This is a genomic window from Rhizobium johnstonii 3841 (genome assembly GCF_000009265.1).
Taxonomy (GTDB): domain Bacteria; phylum Pseudomonadota; class Alphaproteobacteria; order Rhizobiales; family Rhizobiaceae; genus Rhizobium; species Rhizobium acaciae.
Genome location: NC_008380.1, coordinates 3,108,966 through 3,128,077, shown reverse-complemented (window position 1 = coordinate 3,128,077; position 19,112 = coordinate 3,108,966). Strand labels below are relative to the sequence as shown.

General features: G+C 60.6%; 16 protein-coding genes. 8 read left to right on the top strand and 8 right to left on the bottom strand.

Annotation, left to right across the window (positions count from 1 at the left end):
• Positions 1-197 precede the first annotated feature (197 nt).
• The 5 genes from RL_RS15305 to RL_RS15285 form a co-directional block, all read right to left on the bottom strand.
• Positions 198-584 (bottom strand): GNAT family N-acetyltransferase, encoded by a 387-nt coding sequence (locus RL_RS15305; protein WP_011652479.1) that lies wholly within the window; start codon positions 582-584, stop codon positions 198-200.
• A 69-nt stretch (positions 585-653) separates the two neighbouring features.
• A complete protein-coding gene (locus RL_RS15300; RefSeq protein ID WP_011652478.1) occupies positions 654-989 on the bottom strand; it encodes a hypothetical protein in 336 nt (111 codons plus the stop codon).
• Between the two features lie 321 nt (positions 990-1,310).
• The gene (locus RL_RS15295) at positions 1,311-2,189 is read right to left on the bottom strand and encodes a hypothetical protein (RefSeq protein WP_041936370.1); all 879 of its coding nucleotides are present in this window, start codon (positions 2,187-2,189) and stop codon (positions 1,311-1,313) included.
• A 112-nt stretch (positions 2,190-2,301) separates the two neighbouring features.
• Positions 2,302-5,331: an excinuclease ABC subunit UvrB gene (uvrB, locus tag RL_RS15290; RefSeq protein ID WP_011652476.1), complete on the bottom strand. Its 3,030-nt coding sequence runs from the start codon at positions 5,329-5,331 to the stop codon at positions 2,302-2,304.
• A 179-nt stretch (positions 5,332-5,510) separates the two neighbouring features.
• Positions 5,511-7,301 carry a glycoside hydrolase family 15 protein gene (locus tag RL_RS15285; RefSeq protein ID WP_011652475.1) on the bottom strand — a complete coding sequence of 597 codons (1,791 nt, stop codon included), beginning with the start codon at positions 7,299-7,301 and terminating at the stop codon, positions 5,511-5,513.
• A 249-nt stretch (positions 7,302-7,550) separates the two neighbouring features.
• Here RL_RS15285 and RL_RS15280 point away from each other — a divergent pair, with 249 nt between their 5' ends.
• Both RL_RS15280 and RL_RS15275 read left to right on the top strand, forming a co-directional pair.
• On the top strand, positions 7,551-7,892 hold the full coding sequence (locus RL_RS15280; RefSeq protein ID WP_011652474.1) for a lipoprotein: 342 nt from the start codon (positions 7,551-7,553) through the stop codon (positions 7,890-7,892).
• A 214-nt stretch (positions 7,893-8,106) separates the two neighbouring features.
• Positions 8,107-8,400 carry a DUF982 domain-containing protein gene (locus RL_RS15275; RefSeq protein WP_315860303.1) on the top strand — a complete coding sequence of 98 codons (294 nt, stop codon included), beginning with the start codon at positions 8,107-8,109 and terminating at the stop codon, positions 8,398-8,400.
• Between the two features lie 78 nt (positions 8,401-8,478).
• Here RL_RS15275 and RL_RS15270 read toward each other — a convergent pair whose 3' ends face one another.
• Positions 8,479-9,246: an adenylate/guanylate cyclase domain-containing protein gene (locus RL_RS15270; RefSeq protein WP_041936368.1), complete on the bottom strand. Its 768-nt coding sequence runs from the start codon at positions 9,244-9,246 to the stop codon at positions 8,479-8,481.
• Positions 9,247-9,490: 244 nt separating this feature from the next.
• On the opposite strand from RL_RS15270, the gene RL_RS15265 reads away from it, so the two are divergent.
• Positions 9,491-11,230, top strand: a complete 1,740-nt coding sequence (locus RL_RS15265) for a rhomboid family intramembrane serine protease (protein ID WP_011652471.1) — start codon at positions 9,491-9,493, stop codon at positions 11,228-11,230.
• Positions 11,231-11,463: 233 nt separating this feature from the next.
• On the top strand, positions 11,464-13,683 hold the full coding sequence (locus RL_RS15260; protein WP_011652470.1) for an adenylate/guanylate cyclase domain-containing protein: 2,220 nt from the start codon (positions 11,464-11,466) through the stop codon (positions 13,681-13,683).
• A 19-nt stretch (positions 13,684-13,702) separates the two neighbouring features.
• On the opposite strand, the gene RL_RS15255 is transcribed toward RL_RS15260, so the two are convergent.
• On the bottom strand, positions 13,703-14,194 hold the full coding sequence (locus RL_RS15255; protein WP_011652469.1) for a YHS domain-containing (seleno)protein: 492 nt from the start codon (positions 14,192-14,194) through the stop codon (positions 13,703-13,705).
• A gap of 95 nt (positions 14,195-14,289) precedes the next feature.
• Positions 14,290-14,937 (bottom strand): ankyrin repeat domain-containing protein, encoded by a 648-nt coding sequence (locus RL_RS15250; protein ID WP_086935554.1) that lies wholly within the window; start codon positions 14,935-14,937, stop codon positions 14,290-14,292.
• 211 nt (positions 14,938-15,148) lie between these two features.
• Here RL_RS15250 and RL_RS15245 point away from each other — a divergent pair, with 211 nt between their 5' ends.
• From RL_RS15245 to RL_RS15230, 4 genes are all read left to right on the top strand, one after another.
• A complete protein-coding gene (locus RL_RS15245; protein WP_003540756.1) occupies positions 15,149-15,937 on the top strand; it encodes a DUF899 domain-containing protein in 789 nt (262 codons plus the stop codon).
• A 235-nt stretch (positions 15,938-16,172) separates the two neighbouring features.
• Positions 16,173-17,933 carry a phospholipase D-like domain-containing protein gene (locus tag RL_RS15240; RefSeq protein WP_011652467.1) on the top strand — a complete coding sequence of 587 codons (1,761 nt, stop codon included), beginning with the start codon at positions 16,173-16,175 and terminating at the stop codon, positions 17,931-17,933.
• A 376-nt stretch (positions 17,934-18,309) separates the two neighbouring features.
• Positions 18,310-18,687, top strand: coding sequence for a response regulator (locus RL_RS15235; RefSeq protein WP_011652466.1), 378 nt, complete (start codon positions 18,310-18,312; stop codon positions 18,685-18,687).
• A gap of 78 nt (positions 18,688-18,765) precedes the next feature.
• Positions 18,766-19,017: a hypothetical protein gene (locus tag RL_RS15230; protein WP_011652465.1), complete on the top strand. Its 252-nt coding sequence runs from the start codon at positions 18,766-18,768 to the stop codon at positions 19,015-19,017.
• The last annotated feature ends 95 nt before the right edge of the window (positions 19,018-19,112 follow it).

Here is a 19,112-nt window from a genome sequence, read left to right as displayed (position 1 = left end):
GGGAATGAATTTTAATTTGAGAACTCAAAGAGATACTTGGTCTCCTAAATAGTATTACCTTTCATTTTCGAGCGGGATGCTCTCGCGAAAATTGTGTTTTCAGCGGGTTCGTCGGTAGTGCTGCGCCGCGCGACCATGCGCGTCACTATCGCAGGTTGGTGTTGCTTCGACTTGTTCAGACTTCCCGCGCGGAAGAACTACACGAGCTTGATGAGTCCTGCCTCTGTCGGGACGAAGCCGCAGCCGCGGTAGAAGCCGGTCAGGTGCGGTTCGAAATCGACATGCAGCCACTCTGCGCCACGCTCCCGCGCAATCCTTGTCGCTTCCCTGACTAACCGCGTCGCGATGCCTTGCCTTCGCATGTCGGGATGGACCGATGTATCGAGGATGAAGGCATGGATGCCGCCATCCCAGGCGACGTTGACGAAGCCCATGAGCTGGTTGTCGTGGTAGGCGCCGATATGGGTGAGGCTGCGGGACAGGATGGAGGTGAAGTCGCGCGGGGTAGGCGCGTCCCAGGCGGCGGACCAGAGGGCGTTGAATTCGGCGGCGGAAGGGAAGGGGTCGATGCGGAGTTCTGGCATGGGTGGCGGCTCCTTCCCTCATGCTGGCGGTGCTTTGGTTAGCGGCTCTGGCGCGCGTCCTGATATAACCTAAACCTGCCCCCATATTTTCCGCAGTGGTGTTCCAAGGCATTCAGCCATCTTCCGATCCTGCTCCTCGGTGGTATCGCCGATGCCTGGATTGTGGGCCTCGAGAGCAAAGCGGCCGAACGCGGCGGGCCAGATATACCGCAAGTCGTTCAATGATACGGTGGCGCCGCAGCAAGGGGCCACGGTGTTGAGGTCTTTAAACCCATCGGCAGAAGCGGTTTCCATCGCCTCTCCCCACCATTCCTCGGCATCCGCACCGCAGGCGCTGCACTTCACGCCAGACCAGTTTTCACCGGGATCGTAGAACCTGACCTCATCCTCGAAGCTCGATTTCACTTCGTCCGCCCTGGACGATTGTTTCCAGCAAAGAGACCGCCTTGCTGGCGTTTTCCGGGGAGGGTTGCCAATACGGGTCGGACGGGACGTAGCGGAGGATGGTGGCGGACATTGTTGGTTTCTTTCTGGTCACAAGCGCTTGCTCATCGAACTGCGAGCATGGGTATTCGGTGCTTGAGGGGAAGGTAAAGGTTATGGGGCTGTGTCGAACTGTGTGGGGCTGCGAAGTGGGGTTAGTCGACTTCCGGCCCATCGGTCGTAATCAATTATCAAGCCCGTAGTATTTCAATGCGCCTTTCGTCAGCAGTTCGGTCCCAACGGTCAAGCCAGCTTTCCATGCAGCCGCGCTACCTTTGGATATCTTATCGCCCAGCCACGCCTGAGCCCGCTTCCCGAAGGTCTCATTTCTCTGTCTGGATCTTCAGATTCAACGATTTCAGCGAACTCAACCGCGTCTTCGATCGGCAACCCACCTTGGGTGAGTGCTTGGACGAGATCGTTCTTATTTCCCTGCGCGATTTGAACGTTGATCGTAGCGGACGTTCCGGAACTCTGAATGTTCGTAACCGTTCCGTAGTTGATAAGTTGTTGTGCAACGCTCGATACTCTTTCCGGATCGATCCTAGGTACGTCGCTTGATTCGCCGATAACGATATCGACAGCACCGGGAATAGTCTTCTCTAGTTCAAGCGTGAGTTCGAGTACTTTGGCACGAACGGTGCTCTGTATTTTGACAAAAACCCCCGGACTGAACTCGCTATACATTTCGATCATCGGCAAATTGTCATACAGTTTGTTTTGCAGGAGTAGCCTGAGATTCCCGGTGGAAATGCCGTACTTTTGTTTTTTCTTAGGATCGTCAGAAATATCGGCAACGATCCCATCGATCACAGAGAGCGGGTCCCGTATATCGATGTGAAGCCAGCTTTCACCCGCAAGCTTTTTGATGTGATATTCAGAGATAGCAATATTGTTAAGTGTCTGGAAACCGTTCGAAAAGGTGCCGGAGTAGCTAATCGGAGCCGTTCGATAATCTGGAACCGGAATGTTCTGAGGATAGCCATTCATCTCGTGGAGCACCCAATCTTCTAAAACGTCACTACCCAATCGAGCAGCAAGAAACCTGAGTTTCAGAAGGATAGGTCCAATGGCGGAGTTGTCGTTAAGAAGAGACGCCTGAATTTCGTGAAGGAGACCCATGTTGTTGCCAATCGATTGGTGCTGTACCTAAAGGTAAATCTTGGCCATACAAATCATTCATAGTTGTTGGCTTCTGACAAAGAGTGGGCGGTCGTTTGTGCAGCTAGTTCAATCACCGCCCCGGCCGCCCAGTCTTCCCCTTCGTCCGGCTCTTGCGCTTCTGCTCGCCCGGGTCCTCATAGCTCCCCACGCCCGTCTTCCCGCGCACGACCGGCCGCACGTCATCGCGTTCCGGCTGGCCTTCAAGCAGCGGCGAGAACCGCTTCGTGCTCTTGGCGGCATCCGGCTTTTCCGGCAGCGCGCCGGTGACCGGCTTTTCGGTTCGTCCGACGGTCATTTCATCGAGGTCGTTCTTGCGGAAGAGGGTCTTCTTCGCGGGCTCGGCGATGTCGCGGCCCATCTCATCCAGAGCGGGTTTGCGGAAGAGAGGGGTGGTGGTGTCGGTGCCTGGGCCCATGTCGTCGAGGCTGGGTCTTGAGAAGTAGGAGGGGGTGGCCGCCTCATCCGCCTTGCCGGGCACCGACCGGGGTCGAGCCGCTTGTCTCGACCCGTCCTCCGGACCCCCGGCGGGGAGGAGGGACTCGCGGGTCGCTTTGGCGTTCCGTCTGACGCCTTCCATCGCCTTCGACTCTTCTCTAGCCATCGGGTCGTCCATGACCGCCAGCTCTGCGGCCTTGAGGCGTTTGATTTCGTCGCGGAGGCGGGCGGCTTTTTCGAAATCGAGGTCGGCGGCGGCGTCGCGCATGCTCTTTTCGAGCGCGTTGAGATGGGTCTGCAGGTTGTTGCCGACGAGGTTGCCGCCATCGGCGAAGCCCTTGCCCGAGGCGCCCGAGATATCGGCGCGGACGTGGTCGCGTTCGTAGACGGAGTCGAGGATGTCGGAGATCCTTGCCTTGACCGATTCAGGCGTGATGCCGTGTTCCTGGTTATAGACCATCTGCTTTTCGCGGCGGCGGCCGGTTTCCTCCATCGCCCGCTTCATCGAGCCGGTGACCTGGTCGGCATAGAGGATGACCTTGCCGTCGACGTTGCGCGCGGCGCGGCCGATCGTCTGGATCAGCGAGGTTTCCGAGCGCAGGAAGCCTTCCTTGTCGGCGTCGAGGATGGCGACGAAGCCGCATTCGGGAATGTCGAGGCCTTCGCGCAAAAGGTTGATGCCGACGAGCACGTCGAAGGCGCCGAGGCGGAGATCGCGGAGGATCTCGATACGCTCCAGCGTGTCGATGTCGGAGTGCATGTAGCGGACGCGCACGCCCTGCTCATGCAGATATTCGGTCAGGTCCTCGGCCATGCGCTTGGTCAGCACGGTGCAGAGGGTGCGGTAGCCCTTGGCCGCGGTTTCGCGGATCTCGCCGAGTACGTCGTCGACCTGGCTGCGGGCCGAGCGGACCTCGACCGGCGGGTCGATCAGGCCGGTCGGGCGGATCACCTGTTCGGCGAAGACGCCGCCGGATTGCTCCATCTCCCAGCCGCCTGGTGTGGCCGAAACGGCGATGGTGTCGGGGCGCATGGCGTCCCATTCCTCGAAGCGCAGCGGCCGGTTGTCCATGCAGGAGGGCAGGCGGAAGCCGTATTCGGCCAGCGTCGCCTTGCGCCTGAAGTCGCCCCGGTACATGCCGCCGATCTGCGGCACGGTGACATGGCTCTCGTCGATGAAGACGAGGGCGTTGTCGGGGATATATTCGAACAGCGTCGGCGGCGGATCGCCGGGGTCGCGGCCGGTCAGATAACGCGAATAGTTCTCGATGCCCTGGCAGGAGCCTGTGGCTTCGAGCATTTCGATATCGTAGCGGGTGCGCTGCTCCAGGCGCTGAGCCTCCAGCAGGCGGCCGGCCTTCTCCAGCTCGGCCAGGCGAAGCCTGAGCTCCTCCTTGATCGACTTGATGGCGCCATTCAGCGTCGGGCGCGGAGTGACGTAGTGCGAATTGGCGTAGATCTTCACCGATTTCAGGTCGCCGACCTTCTGGCCGGTGAGCGGGTCGAACTCGGTGATGGCGTCGATCTCGTCGCCGAACATCGAGATGCGCCAGGCGGCATCTTCCAAGTGGGCGGGGAAGAGTTCGATCGTGTCGCCGCGCACCCGGAAGGAGCCGCGGGTGAAATCCATGTCGCGGCGCTTGTATTGCTGGGCGACGAGGTCGGCCAGCAGTTGGCGCTGGTCGAGCCGGTCGCCGACCGACATCTGGAAGGTCATCGCTGTATAGGTCTCGACCGAGCCGATACCATAGATGCAGGAGACCGAGGCGACGATGATGCAATCGTCGCGCTCGAGCAGCGAGCGCGTCGCCGAGTGGCGCATGCGGTCGATCTGCTCGTTGATCGAGCTTTCCTTCTCGATATAGGTGTCGGAGCGCGGCACATAGGCTTCCGGCTGGTAATAATCGTAGTAGGAAACGAAATATTCCACCGCATTGTCGGGGAAGAAGTTCTTGAATTCGGAATAGAGCTGGGCGGCCAGCGTCTTGTTCGGCGCCAGGATGACGGCGGGGCGCTGCGTCGCCTCGATCACCTTGGCCATGGTAAAGGTCTTGCCGGAGCCGGTGACGCCGAGCAGCACCTGGCTGCGGTCGCCATTCTCCAGCCCCTCGACGAGATCGCGGATGGCTGTGGGCTGGTCGCCGGCCGGCTCGTAATCCGACTGCATGCGGATGGCGATGCCGCCCTCTGACTTGTCGGGCCGGGCAGGGCGGTGCGGCGTCCAGATCTTGCCGTTCTTGTGCAGCGGATTGCCGCTCTCGATCAGCGCCGACAGCGCTTCGACCGTGGCGGTGACCGCGGTGCCGGCCTGCAGCGACGAAGCCTCCTCCAGCGTGGTATCCATGCCGGAGACGGGATTGAGGCCGGCGGCCGCACGCGTCTTCGGGTCGGTCGAGCCGCCCATGGAGGTGCCGCGCGCCGATTTCGACGCGCTGACGCCGCCGTCGCTGGTTTTCGTCCTGGCGGCGATTTCCACCTTTTTGCGATGTTTGCCGGCCTTGGAGGCGATCTGGCGCTGGGTCTCGACGCCCGAGGTTTCGGCATCGGCCTCCAGCTGCTTCACCCAATCGGCAACCGAGCCTGAGAGAGGGGCTCCCTCAAAAGACGATTGAGGGGCTTCCTCGAAGCCATTCGGGGCGGGGGATTTCTTCGGAGATCTGGCCATGGCGGGAATATGGAGAGAGTCAGCGCGAAAGGGAAGAGGGAAAGAGTACAAAAGGGAAACGAATGAATCGTTCGGATTTTTGAATAGTGGGGTGGTGTCTCTTAAGAGCGCTAACCTCGCCTTACCACTACGCCGGGTGTTCTTCCGCCGGTCTCCCAATGACCAAGCCGAGTATATCATCAAGCCGAACGCTGGTCCGCCGGCCCCTCCAGCCGCGCGAGGTTCAACGCACTGTTGATCAACCCGACATGGCTGAAGGCCTGCGGGAAGTTGCCGAGCATGCGGCGGGCGGCGGGATCATATTCTTCCGCCAGAAGCCCGACATCGTTGCAGATAGAAAGCAGCCGCTCGAACAGGCGCAGCGCATCGTCGCGGCGGCCGATCATGCCGAGGGCGTCGACGAGCCAGAAGCTGCAGGCGAGGAACGCGCCTTCGCCTGGCGGCAGGCCGTCGTCCACCTCCTGCGTCTCGTAGCGCAGCAGCAGGCCATCGCGCAGCAGCTTGCGCTCGATCGCCTCGACTGTCGCGACATAGCGCGCATCATCAGGCGGGATGAAGCCGACCATGCCGAGATGCAGCAGGCTGGCATCAAGCGCCTTGGAGCCGTAGGCCTGCACGAAACAGCCGAGTTCGGGATCGAAAGCCTTCTCGCAAACCTCGGCATGGATGTGATCTGCGAGCGTGCGCCAACGTGCGGCAGCCTCGGGCTCGCCGTCCGCCTCGGCAATCTGGACGGCGCGGTCGAAGGCCACCCAGGCCATGACCTTCGAATAGGTGAAATGCTGGCGCTGGCCGCGCACCTCCCAGATGCCTTCATCGGGCTCCACCCAGACTTTTTCGAGAAAGGGCAGAATGGCCGCTGCCAGTTCGCGTCCGCGGTGATGCGGCGGAAGCCCGCCCTTGCGGGCCTGCAGCATGGCGTCGGCCACCTCGCCATAGACATCGAGCTGCACCTGTTCGGCAGCGGCATTGCCGATGCGTACGGGTGCCGAGCCCTCGTAGCCACTCAGCCAGGGAACCTGCCATTCCAGCAGATTGCGCTCGCCGGCGACGCCATACATGATCTGCATCTGCGCCGGGGCGCCGGCGACCGCGCGCAGCAGCCAGTTGCGCCAGGCACTGGCTTCCTCGTAATAGCCGAGTTTCATAAGGGCGAGCAGGGTCAGCGTCGCGTCCCGCAGCCAGCAATAGCGGTAGTCCCAGTTGCGCGGCCCGCCGATCTTTTCGGGGAGGGAGGTTGTCGCCGCGGCGACGATGCCGCCCGTCGGCATGTAGGTCAGTGCCTTGAGCGTGATGAGCGAGCGTTTGACCTGTTCCGTCCACCGACCCACTTTCGGGCATTTCGCGGCAAAGGATTGCCAGAATTCCTCCGTGTCCGGCAGCGCATATTCCACCTGCCGCTGCGCCGGCTGCGGCATATGCGAGGGGGACCAGGTCAGGGTGAAGATCTGGCTCTCGCCAGCGGCAACCTGGAAGGAGCCGACCGTGCTCATGCCGCGGCCTTCGAGCGGGACGGCGCAATTCAGGGTTAGCCTGTCCGGGCCGGCAATGGCGGTGATGCCGCCATCCTTGCCATGCGTGACCCAGGGAACGGTTCGGCCGTAATCGAAGCGAAGGTTGAGCTCCATATCGAAGGCGACGGTGCCGCTCTTGCCCTCGACGATGCGCATGAGATCGCTCGTGCCATCGCGAAGCGGCATGAAGTCGATGAGAACGGCGGTGCCGGTCTCAGTCTGAAACTCGGTTTCGAGAATGAGCGTGTCGTTGCGGTAGCGGCGCGTGACGCGGACATTTTCACCTGACGGTGACAGCGACCAGAAGCCGTTATCCTCGGCGCCGAGCAGGGCGGCAAAACAGGCGGGGGAATCGAAGCGCGGAAAACAGAGCCAGTCGATCGAGCCGTTCTTCGAGACGAGTGCGGCGGTTTCGCAATCGCCAATGAGCGCGTAGTCCTCAATGGGTACCGACACCGGAGCCTCCTTTGCATAGCAGTCGGGCTTTTAGGTAGAGGCCGTGCGCGGAGGTCAAGCGCGGAAACTAACGGGGCGGTAGGCGTGCCGGCTATCATGCAAACTCCGGATATCAATCGGGGAGCATCGCCAGCAATGCCAAGCCGAAATGGAAAGTGTCGATAAATAAAAGTCTGTGGTTGAAGGCTCTGCCGCCTCCCGCATTGCGCGCGCCGATGTTACAGCTGCTGCTGGAATTGGGGACCATTCATGAACAAGATAATCATTGCATTCTCGGCCGCCGCGGCGCTGGCCGGCTGCGCCAAACGTCCTGACGCCATCGTCCAGGTCGATATTCCGATGGCGGCCTATACGAATCTCAGCTGCGAGGCGCTTGCCGTGGAACTCAAGAAAGAGAAGGCCAAGCTCGACGACCTTTCCAAGCAGCAGATTAGCGCAGCGAACGGCGATGCTTTCGGTGTCTTCCTCGTCGGCGTCCCCATCGGCAGCGTCGCCGGCGGAGACAAGGAAGGGGAAATTGCTGCGTCCAAAGGCAAGGTTTCCGCCATGCAGTCCGCTGGAATGAGCAAGGGCTGCAAGCTGCCAGGCTGACAGCCGGGCCGCAACCATCGAGATCGGCCCCGCCAAAATTGAGGCATTGGCCGGCGATCCCGACTTCAATATCCATTCGCGCCCGTCGTTTCTTCGCCGAAAGCTCGGCGGCATTCGTGCAATGCCGCGCCGCAATCGTCCGCCCCTCGTATCGGAACCGAAATCGGCCTTCCGCAGTTAGTTTCCTGTCAACTCAGCTGCAGGTGCGACTGCCATTAGCGACCATTCCGCCTTCTGGGAAAACCCCATCTCGATCGACCTTGATACCGGCGAACGGCTGGTTCTTCGCTCACCGCAGGATGCGCTTTATGCACTCGTCTCGGACTGGCCGGTCAATGGTGGCGTCCACCAGCAAAGGGCGATCGATTTCTGCCGCGCCTGGCTTGCCGGACGGATGCCGGCCGAGACGGTGCGGCAGGCCTTCATCCTGGCCGCGCTGGAAGCCGGCGTGCCGCTCGATGATGATGAAGACGGGGCCGAAGCCGCGGTTGTGAACCCTCCAGTATAGGAGGAGCGACGCCGGCTACATTCAGTCTTCACGCGGCCGGCATCCTCTTCGAAGAGATCGTGGCGTGGTCGCAATCGCTCAGCGTTTGATCAACACACGCGCCTGCACCTGCTGCTCGATGCCCTTGAGCGTGAGCGTGCGCTCTTCCGCTCCGGCAACAAGTGGGGCAGCCTTCGCCGCCGTTTCAGAAGAGATCAGAATCTCACCGGCGGCGGCCTGGGATTCCAGCCTTGCGGCCTGATTGACGACGCCGCCGATGGCGGTGAAATCGCTGCGGAAGCTTGAGAATTCGCCGATCTGGACCTCACCGGAATGGATGCCGACGCCGACGCCGAGGGTGCGGCCGGGCAATGCCTCGAGCGCCAGACCGTTCAGCGCGGCGGCGCAGTTTCGCTGGATCTCCTGCGCGGCCAGGATCGCGGCGCCGGCATGATCCTTTCGGACGATCGGGAAATTGAAGATCGCCATCAGGCCGTCGCCCATCTGCTTGTTGACGATGCCGTCATGCGCCCAGATCGCCTGCGCGCAGCGATCCTGGAACAGGCTGACGATCTCGCTCAGTTGCACTGCCTCGATGCGCTCCGAAAGATCCGTGAAGCCCCTGATATCGGCAAACAGGATGGAGGCGTCGACGGTGATCTGGCGCTGCTTCTTGACATATTGGAAGGAGCGTTCGCAGATCGTGCAGATATCGGGGTTCATCTTGCTGCGGGTGATGCCGAAGGCACGGAAGGGCAAGGCAAGCGCACCGCCGATCGGGATCGGCATATGCATCTGGTCCCAACAGCCGCGGCAGATCCTGGCGCTGCCGTGCCTGGCCGGCTCCGTAGAGGAGGCTGTCGTCATCTGTAGCAACCCGTCGCCTGATAGACAAAAAACAAGCTTCCGACACTCGCCTGCTTTTGGCAACTCTGCTGATGGTCTGGGGTGACGATGGATTGAAGTATTTCATATCGAATTATGAAGCATTCATCTTGCTGGTGATGTCGAAACTCGCCTTGCAAAATGCTACTTCCACTAGATAAATTCGATTCAATGTCATCACCTTGTCTACAAGGTGCAGTCGATACTTTTTTAGCGAGAATTTTGGATGAAGCCTGAAGAATTGCGCAGAACGGAATACGTCTACAACAAAGGAAAATTGCTCCTGGTCTTCTTGGTTATGGTTGCCACTACGGCGGGAGTCATCTGGTTAGGTTTCCATCCACCCAGAGACAAGGATCCTCATGTCATTTGGTTCTTCGTATCGTTGTGGTTGGCGTTATTTTGCATCCTCGCATCGCTGGCATTGCCCAAACTCCTCTCGAAGCGGCCGGGACTGATCATTTCAACAGCCGGAATCCGTGCGCCGAATTTTCCCGACCAGATATTGCCGTGGTCTGCCATCCGAAGCTTTGACAGAGTTCAAGCCAAATATTCGGATGTCATCGTTCTTCACCTTGAGCCCATTGCCGCCAGGACCTTGACTAGGCAGTGGTTGGTGGGCCGGCTGCCGGAATGGCTCACCGGTTCACGCGCCAAGGTCAGCATCCCTCTGCAGGTGTTGCGGGGCAATCCGAATACGATATTCGATCAGTTCGTCGAATTGCTGTCCGAAGCTTACGAAGCCGAACGCCAAGCCATGCAGGAGGATGGCTCGATTGCCCCGAACGACGAAGACGAAGCGCTGGAACCCGCTCTCAACAGCGGCGGGCATCCTATATTCACCTACATTCTTCTCGCCACTCTGATTGCGGTCTATGCCGGCGAACTAACCTTCGGTCTCGAGCCGCCCGTCGCCGGCACTCCCACCAATTGGACTCTCTTCGTCCTCGGTGGGACGTTTCGTCAAAGCATTGTCGAGCATGGTCAATGGTGGCGGCTGTTTACCGCACCCTTCATGCATGGAGGTATCCTCCATCTCGCGTTCAATTGCGTTTCCTTATGGTTCGCAGGAGGGCTCTTTGAACGGCTGATCGGCTGGCGCTGGTTTGCAGCGATTTTTTTCGCAAGTGCCCTTGGCGGGTCTGTCGCATCGGTGTGGATCAATGCGCCGAACACGATCGGGGTCGGCGCCTCCGGCGGGATTGTCGGACTTTTTGCAGCCGTGATCGCTGCCAGCTTCCGTTTCCGCTCAGGGCCGATTGCAGATACCCTGCGGATCGGGGCAGCTCAAATTCTCATTCCCTCCCTGCTGCCATTCCTTTCGGCAGCAAGAGGCGGTGAGAACATCGATTATGCCGGACATTTCGGCGGCGCCTTGATCGGGGCCGCGCTATCGTCCCTGCTGTTGGCTTTCTGGCCGAGAGAACGCCCGACGCCTCGTTTCGGCGCGGCGGCGACAGCCTTCAGCACTCTGTTCGTTATTATAGCGGCGGCATCGCTTTGGCCGATCAGCAATACACGTCAATTCATCGTCAATGACCCCATGGCGAACTATTTCGCAGGAAAGTACGAGCAAGCCGCGACAGGGTTCGCCGTTAGGACAGCCGAGAATCCCCCGACGGCTCCCTATTATCATCTCTGGCGCTTTATGGCTCAAAGCCGGGGCAATGATACAAAGGCAATCGCCGATCTCAAGATCGCGGCCAGTAAAACCGACCAGGGAACATGGCCCTATCCCGTTTTCAGTCTCTTTCTCGGCGATTTGAAACCGGATGAACTGATGGCGAAGGCGGCCGATAGCAACCAACGTTGCGAGGCCACATTTTACAATGGCGAATGGTATCTGTTGGGTGGCAACACCCAGGAGGCACGCCAACGTTTCGAGGCTGCCTTGTCCTCCTGCCCTACGACATACATGGAATATGACGGCGCGAAGGGTGAATTGAACAGCCTCGGCGTGCAATAATTCCGTGCCCGCTCAGACCCGAAACCGACCGGGCTCGGGAAAAGGCGGATGAATTCGCCAGTACCGATTACACCGCGGAGCCTGGTAATTGGTAGGCGGCAGACATCTGCTTTGTCAGGCGTGATCCGATATCATCGCTAAGTTGAATATCGCGACCGCCGACGATAGCATCGCGCTGGGACATACTGTAGCATATTGTTAGTAATACATTCGCTCTCCAGGAAAGACCGGGGATGGAGCGCCGTCTTGCAGCAATCCTGATCGCTGATGTCGTCGGTTACAGTCGATTGAGCCAGATCGATGAAGAGGGCACTCGTGCGCGTTTTCAGGCGGACCAGAACGATGTCTTCGAGCCGGCGATCGAGCGTCACCATGGCCGGCTGGTCAAAACCATGGGCGATGGTCTGCTGGTCGAATTTCAGAGTGTCGTCGATGCCTTGCGCTGCGCGGTGGAGGTTCAGCAACTGAAAGCCACGCAGAGTGCCGCGTCGCTGCCGGAGCATCGGCTCGAGTTCCGGATCGGCATCAATCTCGGCGATATCATCGTCGAGGGCGAAGACATCCAGGGCGACGGCGTCAATATCGCCGATCGAATACAGGCGCTGGCCGAACCGGGCGGTATCGCCATATCGGGCACGACATACGACCAGGTGAAATCGAAAATCCCGGTCGGTTTCGCTTCGCTCGGCGAACAGCGGTTAAAGAGCATCACCGAACCGATCCGGGTCTATCGCATCCTGCTTGACCCGACTGCTGCCGGCAAAACCCTCAAAACCCGCAGGCGGCTGCCGAGACGCCGTCTTGTTGCGGGCATCGCAGCGGCCATTGTTGTCCTCGCGCTTGCGGGCGCAGCACTCTGGTGGCAGCCATGGATGCCGGCAAAGCCGCCGGGGCCTGGCGAACGTTTTGCCTATCCGTTGCCGGACAGGCCCTCGGTCGCGGTTCTGCCCTTCATCAATGTCAGCGGCGACAGCGAGCACGACCATCTCGCAGAGGGTTTGACGGACGATCTGATCACCGAATTGTCCAAAGTATCGGGCCTCTTCGTCATCGCCCGCCACTCGGTCTTCGCCATCCAGGGCTCCGTCGGCAAGATCCAGGACGTGGCCACCGAACTCGGCGTTCAATATGTGCTCGAAGGAACCTTGCAACGCGCCGGGCCGCGGCTACGGATCAATGTCAAACTGATCGACGCAGTCAGCGGCTTGTCGCTCTGGGCCGAACGCTACGATCGCCAATATGCCGACCTCTTCGCCGTTCAGGACGATGTGATCGGTAAGATCATCTCGGCCCTGTCGGTCAAGCTCAGCGCCCGCGAGCGCGACCAACTGGCCCGGATCCCGACCGAAAATCTCGAAGCCTACGATTTTTACATGCGGGCCGAGCAGGAGGGTTTCATCTTGAGGGATGTCGATACCTATCGCCGGACCCTGTCTTTCTACCAGAAAGCGATCGATCTTGATCCGGGCTTTGCCAATGCCCACGCGGGAATCGCGCGCGTCGCCGTCGATGTCTGGCGCAACGACTATAATTACCTCTGGTCGGCTGCCGTCGCCCGCAAGATCGCCTATGACGCCGCCGGGCAGGCGCTCAAACTGGATCCCAACAATGCCAGGGCGCACACGGTGCTTGCCCTGCTGCAATGGGTGGATGGACGCGAGACGGAGGCCAAAAATTCCGCCAACATGGCGGTTGCGATGGAGCCGAACGATGCGGAGGCCGCCGCCAACCTCGCTCTCATCCTGGTCCACACCGGAAGCAGCGGGCAGGCGATCACGGAGATGGAAAAGGCTTTGCGGCTCGACCCTTCGCCGGCGTCGAGTTTTCAACTGCTGGCGGGGATCGTCTTTTATACCGCGGGTGACGATCAGCGCGCGATCTCTCTGATAGAGCCGACGCTCGACAGCCTGCCGAAGGTCGAGCCGGCACGCGAATACCTGGCGGCGGCCTATGCCGACCAGGGCAATGAAACCAAGGCTGCAGCGGAGACGGCAAAGCTGCTGGAGCTCTTCCCGGAAGGCAATCTCACCTATTACGGCTATCTCTATGATTACTGGCGGGACGGCGATCTGCAGCGCCATCTGGCCGCATTGCGAAAGGCCGGCATTCCCGAATGGCCGTTCGGTTTTACAGGCAGTCAAGCCGACAGGCTCGGCGAGGCAGACCTGCGCAATCTTGTCGATGGCAAGAGCTGGACCGGCAAACACAAGAACGGCACGGATTTCACCCAGTACTTCGACAGGGCTGGAAACACTGCCTATCGCAGTGCGAATACCAACATCACCGGTATCGTCGAGGTGCGAGGCGACAGTCTCTGCGAAAAATTCGAAGGCTATTTCCTCGACCGGATGGTGTGCGGATATGTTTACCGCAACACGTCAGGTGAGCAGCGTGACAGGCCATACGTCCATGTCACGCCGCGCGCCTTGACGTTCTTTTCACCCACACCCTGACGGGTCGGGCGTTGCGGCTTCATTTCGTATCCGGTTGTTGCCAGACGGTGTGCATCTTCTCCGAAATCAGCGTCTGCTGAACTTCGGACCAATGCTTCTTCGAGTCGGTCACCTTGGTCGGATTTTTCTCCATGCCTTCGGCTGCCCCGGGGTCATAGCTCAGGTACAGTTTGCCATCGATGATCCGCCAAGCTTTCGGATCGATATTGGTGGTCACTGTCCCGAAAGACACGCCGTCAGCGCAATAGCCGCCATATTGCGGCGCATATTTGGATGGATCGCCCTTGAAGAGGTCGCGATTTCCAGCGCTGGCGAAATACCAGGTCGCGCCAAGCCAGTGGTGGGAATATGTCTCGGATCCTTCGACGGCCTGGTTTTCAGTGAAATAGGCGACCGGGTCGTAGCCCTTGATCGCGACATCGCCGAAATAGCCGGTATTGATGAGTTCCTCGGCCCCCGCAGGCTGAAGGAAGAAAAGCAGCAAGACCGCAGCGCCAACAGCCACGCCCATTCGCTTTCCGGATTTTCGCATATGGCCGCATTTTTGCACATGGTAAGACATAACAAGCTCCGTTCCCGGACGCGGTCTGTTACTCCAGCGAAATGCTATTGCCGTTTGGTGCATTCCTTGTAGAGCGGTTCGCCCACAAGCTCGGCTTTCTGGCAAACAGCACCGGCTTCCATGAGTAATTTGGCCGTGTCCCAATGCGCCCGCCACCCCGCTTGGGTGAGAGGCGTGTACCCGTTTCTTTCCGTCGCTTCGACATCCGCGCTCTTCGTCAGCAGAAAAGCGACGACGTCGGTGCGGCCCTCTTCGGCGGCGGCGTGCAGCGGCGACATCTGATAGAAATTCTTCCTGTCGTTGAAGTCAGCTCCCTCGGCGACAAGCCGTTTCACCACCTCCAGATTTCCTCCATAGGCTGCTGCATGCAGCGCCGTCAGCCCACCCTTGTTGCGAATTTCGATGTCGGCGCCGCGATCCAGTAAAAGAACGACGACATCGGCATGGCCCGCCAATGACGCGATAATCAGCGCCGGCTCGCCCGCCTCATCGAGCTCCGACAGATCGGAGCCCTGGTCCAGCAACTGTGTGACGCGGGCGATATCGCCGTCCTTGGTCGCCTGATGCAAAGGACCTGCCCATGCCGGCAGGACGCCAATGACAAGCGTAGCAACAGTCGCGATAATAATATTCACGGGCACGATCTCGGTTTGATCAGGGTTCGTATGCGCCGTTTTGTCGCGTTTTAGCACGTGTGCAATTCGTAAACAAGATTGCGCTAATGGACGCGCTCCCGCTCAACCCACTTGCGCGCCAAGGCTGCGACCGGCGGTATTTCATGGAATACGGTCACACTTGTTACTCCCCCTGTTCGATTTCCGATGCGAAAGTATCGCAGACCAATGCGCGATGAACCGGGCTTCCAAGCCCCCAGAAATCGCCCCAATGAGGAGATTGAACGCCATGACTGCTTCAGCCGAGAATGGAAAAAGCGGACAAGCCATGCACAAGCCACCGGTCGTGTCGCCGCAGGCCTGGGAGGCGGCCCGCGCGCAACTGCTCGTCAAGGAAAAGGCTGAGACCCGCGCCCGCGACGCGCTGGCCGCCGAGCGCCGGCGCATGCCGTGGATGGCTGTCGAGAAGGCCTATGCGTTTGAGGGGCCTCAGGGCAAGGTCAGCATGCTCGACCTGTTCGACAACAGACACCAGCTCATCCTTTACCGCGCCTTCTACGAGCCCGGCGTGTTCGGCTGGCCCGAACATGCCTGCCGCGGCTGCTCGATGGTGGCCGATCAGGTCGCCCATGTCGCCCATCTCAACGCCCGCGACACGACGCTGGTCTTCGCCTCGCGCGCGCCGCAGGCCGATATTGCACGGCTGAAGGCGCGGATGGGCTGGACGATGCCGTGGGTCACGATCACCGACAGCTTCGACAAGGACTTCGGCGTCGACGAGTGGCACGGCACCAATGTGTTCTACCGCGACGGCGAGCGCATCTTCCGCACCTATTTCATCAACAACCGCGGCGACGAGCAGATGGGCGGTACCTGGAACTATCTCGACATCACGCCGCTCGGTCGCCAGGAAGTCTGGGAGGAATCGCCCGAGGGCTATCCCCAGACCCCGACCTACAAGTGGTGGAACTGGCACGACAGCTACGTGCCGGATGCCGAGCCAGACAAGAAGTGGGTCGAGGTCTCCGACGCCGGTGAGGCGGCGTTCAGGGCCGAGAGCGCAAACGAGAAACCGTAGGGTCGGTCCGGCCGTATCCTCCGTCCCGGCAGGAGGGTACGGCGGTCCGTCTGAAAGTCTGGCGAACCGCAATCTGCTTTCATGACGACGCATCAGCTGGGCAGGTCGTGGCGCCGCTGGCGCTTGCTCCGTACCGTCGCCTCCATGCACCTTCTGCGCGCAAAATTTCACCGACATATCTCCTTACTGTCACGGAACCATGCTAGATTCTCCCCGATTTCCAGGGGAGGCGGGCATGGATACGGATTTTCGTGTGACCGGCAGGAATGCGGCGGCGCTTTTTGCGCTGACCATCCATCGCGGCGACGGCATGGTGCTGCTCGGCATGGATTGGAAGAATGGCCGGCCGCCGATCGATTTCGTCGGTTTCGCCATCCAGTATCGCGAGCCGGGCACCGACTTCTTCAAGAACGTGCGCAACCGTATCGGCTTTCCCGGCCAGCCGGTTCCAGCCGACGGCATCCGCACGACAGAGGCGCCGATCCAGAAATTCCGCTGGGTGCATTTTCCCTTCAATGCCGATCTGCCCGGCAAGTTTCTCTATCGAGTCACGCCGAAGTTCATGGATGCGGCGGGCGGGCTGGCATCGGGCGAGGCACAGGAGGCGGAACTGGCGCTGATGCGCGAGACCATTCCCGGCAAGCTCAACGTCGCCTTCACCCGCGGCTTCGTCTCGTCGCAGGCCTTCGTGCGCAATTTTGCCCCCGACGCGCCGACGATCATCACGCTGGTGCCGCCTGTCGGCGATGAGGGGCTGGACTTCGTGCCGACCCACGCCGATGCCGAGCGGGCGCTGGCCTGGATGGGCTTCGAGGCGCGGGCTGAAACGCTCGATCTGCTCGACAGGGCGCAGGCGGCTGGCGCTGAGGTGCGCGTCATCGCCTATGACCTCAACCTGCCCGAGGTGGTCACCCGGCTGGAGGCGCTGGGGCCGAAGCTGAAGATCATCATCGACGACAGCGCCCGCACCGACGGCCACGGCCGACCGGATTCGCCTGAGACGAAAGCTGCGGAGCGGCTGATCGCCTCGGCGGGTGCTGCCAACGTCAAACGCCAGCATATGGCGAACCTCCAGCACCAGAAGTCCATTGCGGTCCGTGGCGGCGGCATTTCGACTGTGCTTTACGGTTCGACCAATCTCAGCTGGCGCGGGCTCTATGTGCAATCGAACAACAGCCTCGCCGTCCACAGCGAAAAGGCGATCGACGATTATTTCACCGCCTTCGAGAGTTATTTCACCGCCAAACGCGCCGCCGATTTCCGCAGCTCGGCAAGTTCTGCCGGTTGGATCGATCTCGGCCTCGACGGCGTCGACGCCAAGGTCGCCTTCTCGCCGCACAGCGATGCCAATGGCCGGCTGGACGAGATCGGTGCCGATATCGATACCGCCCAGTCCAGCGTGCTGTTCTCGCTCGCTTTCCTCGGCCAGATGACCAGAGGAGCGATCGGTCCGGCGCTCGGCCGCGCGCTCGAACGCCCCGAGGTGCATGTCATGGGCATCGCCGATGCCGAGGTCCGCGCCGGCAATCTCGGCCTCAACGTGCTGACGCCGGACAATCGCCGCAGGGTGGTGCGGGCGGCCGCCTTGACGGGCAACGTGCCGCCGCCCTTCCTGACGGAACCCTCGGGCCTTGCCGGCGTCGACGGCAACCAGCGCGGCACGCGCATGCACCATAAATTCGTCGTGCTCGATTTCGACAAGCCGACGGCGCGCGTCTATCTCGGCTCCTACAATTTCTCGAACCCCGCCGATGACGAGAACGGCGAGAACCTCGTCGTCGTGCGCGACCGAACGGTTGCGACCAGCTACATGATCGAGGCGCTCAGGATGTACGACCACTACGTCTTCCGCGTCGCCTCCGAAGCGAGCGACGGCCCGGCCCGTCCGCTGGAACTTAAACGCCCGCCCCAGCCCGGCGGCACGCCCTGGTTCGAACGCGACTGGACCGACCCCATCCGCGCCCGCGACCGGGAGTTGTTTGCCCGGGCGGAGTAATGTCGCTGGTCACGACGGCCCTTGAACCTCAACCATTCCGCGCGGGTGATTTCGAAAGGCGCAACAGGCGTTCGACGGACGGCTGAGGTGAGGCGGTCTTACACTTTGGGGACGATTGCCTTATCCATCGTTGATACGGATGACGAAGGGGCGATACCCCCGGATTCCTTCCGTGCGGCGATTGCCGCTCTTCCGATGCCGGAGCGACCGCGCCATTGGCTGGTTCCTCCACAAGGACCTGTAGCGGGACCGGTAACGCGGCGCTGCCCGTTGATCGTCAACATATTCTTCTCAAAGTGGAAACATTCCGGGGACGGTTGCGTTGTAGCCGCTACCGGCAGTGCGCCTGACAGGCCGTCTATGAGGAGGCTTATCCATGAAGGTCATGATCGTTGAAGATGAGAATTTTATCGCTCTGGAGCTCGAGCGCATTGCGCAAGAGGCCGGACACCAGACCATCGGGCCGGTTTCGACGGTGGAGCAGGCACTCGCCCACGCAAAAAGAAGCGATGTCGCGCTCGTCGATCTCAGTCTCTCCGATGGGCTGAGCGGCGCCCAGCTCGCGCGCCGGCTGATCGACCGCCATGGGGTTGACGTCATCTTCGTGACCGGCAGTCCCGAGAATGTCGGTCATGGTATCGAAGGGGCGCTCGATGTCATCTCCAAGCCCTTTACCGATGAGAGGATCGCCAGCGCGCTCTCGCGGGCGGAGGCCCGACGCAAAGACTTCGACAGCAGCAAGGCTGCGTTCTGAACAGCATCAAGGCTGCGTGTTATAAGAAGGGAAATCGACGCCGCTCAGGCGGCTGCGCCTGCCCGAGGAGAAGTTCGGATGAAACACGCGCTCCTTGCCGTTCTCTTCGCTCTCTCGGCCTGTGCCAGCGCAGGGGATCCGCAGCCTCTTCCCGGCAGCCTCACCTATGGTGGAAAGGTTCTCCGTTCGCCCTATCGTCCGGGAACGGTGGTCAAGAATACCTTCCTTGGCGATTTCGGTTACCGTGTGTTCGAGACCTATGTCGTCCAGCCGGACGGGACGCTGAAGCTTACCTCACAGAGCACGGGGCCGGACTTCCTCTGGCAGTGAGGACTTCCGGTTCCTCAGCGCCCAAGCGAATGGGTGAGCAGAGTGCCGTCCGGTGAGAGGCCGACGGCTCGTGCGTTTTCGCTTTCGTCCTTCGC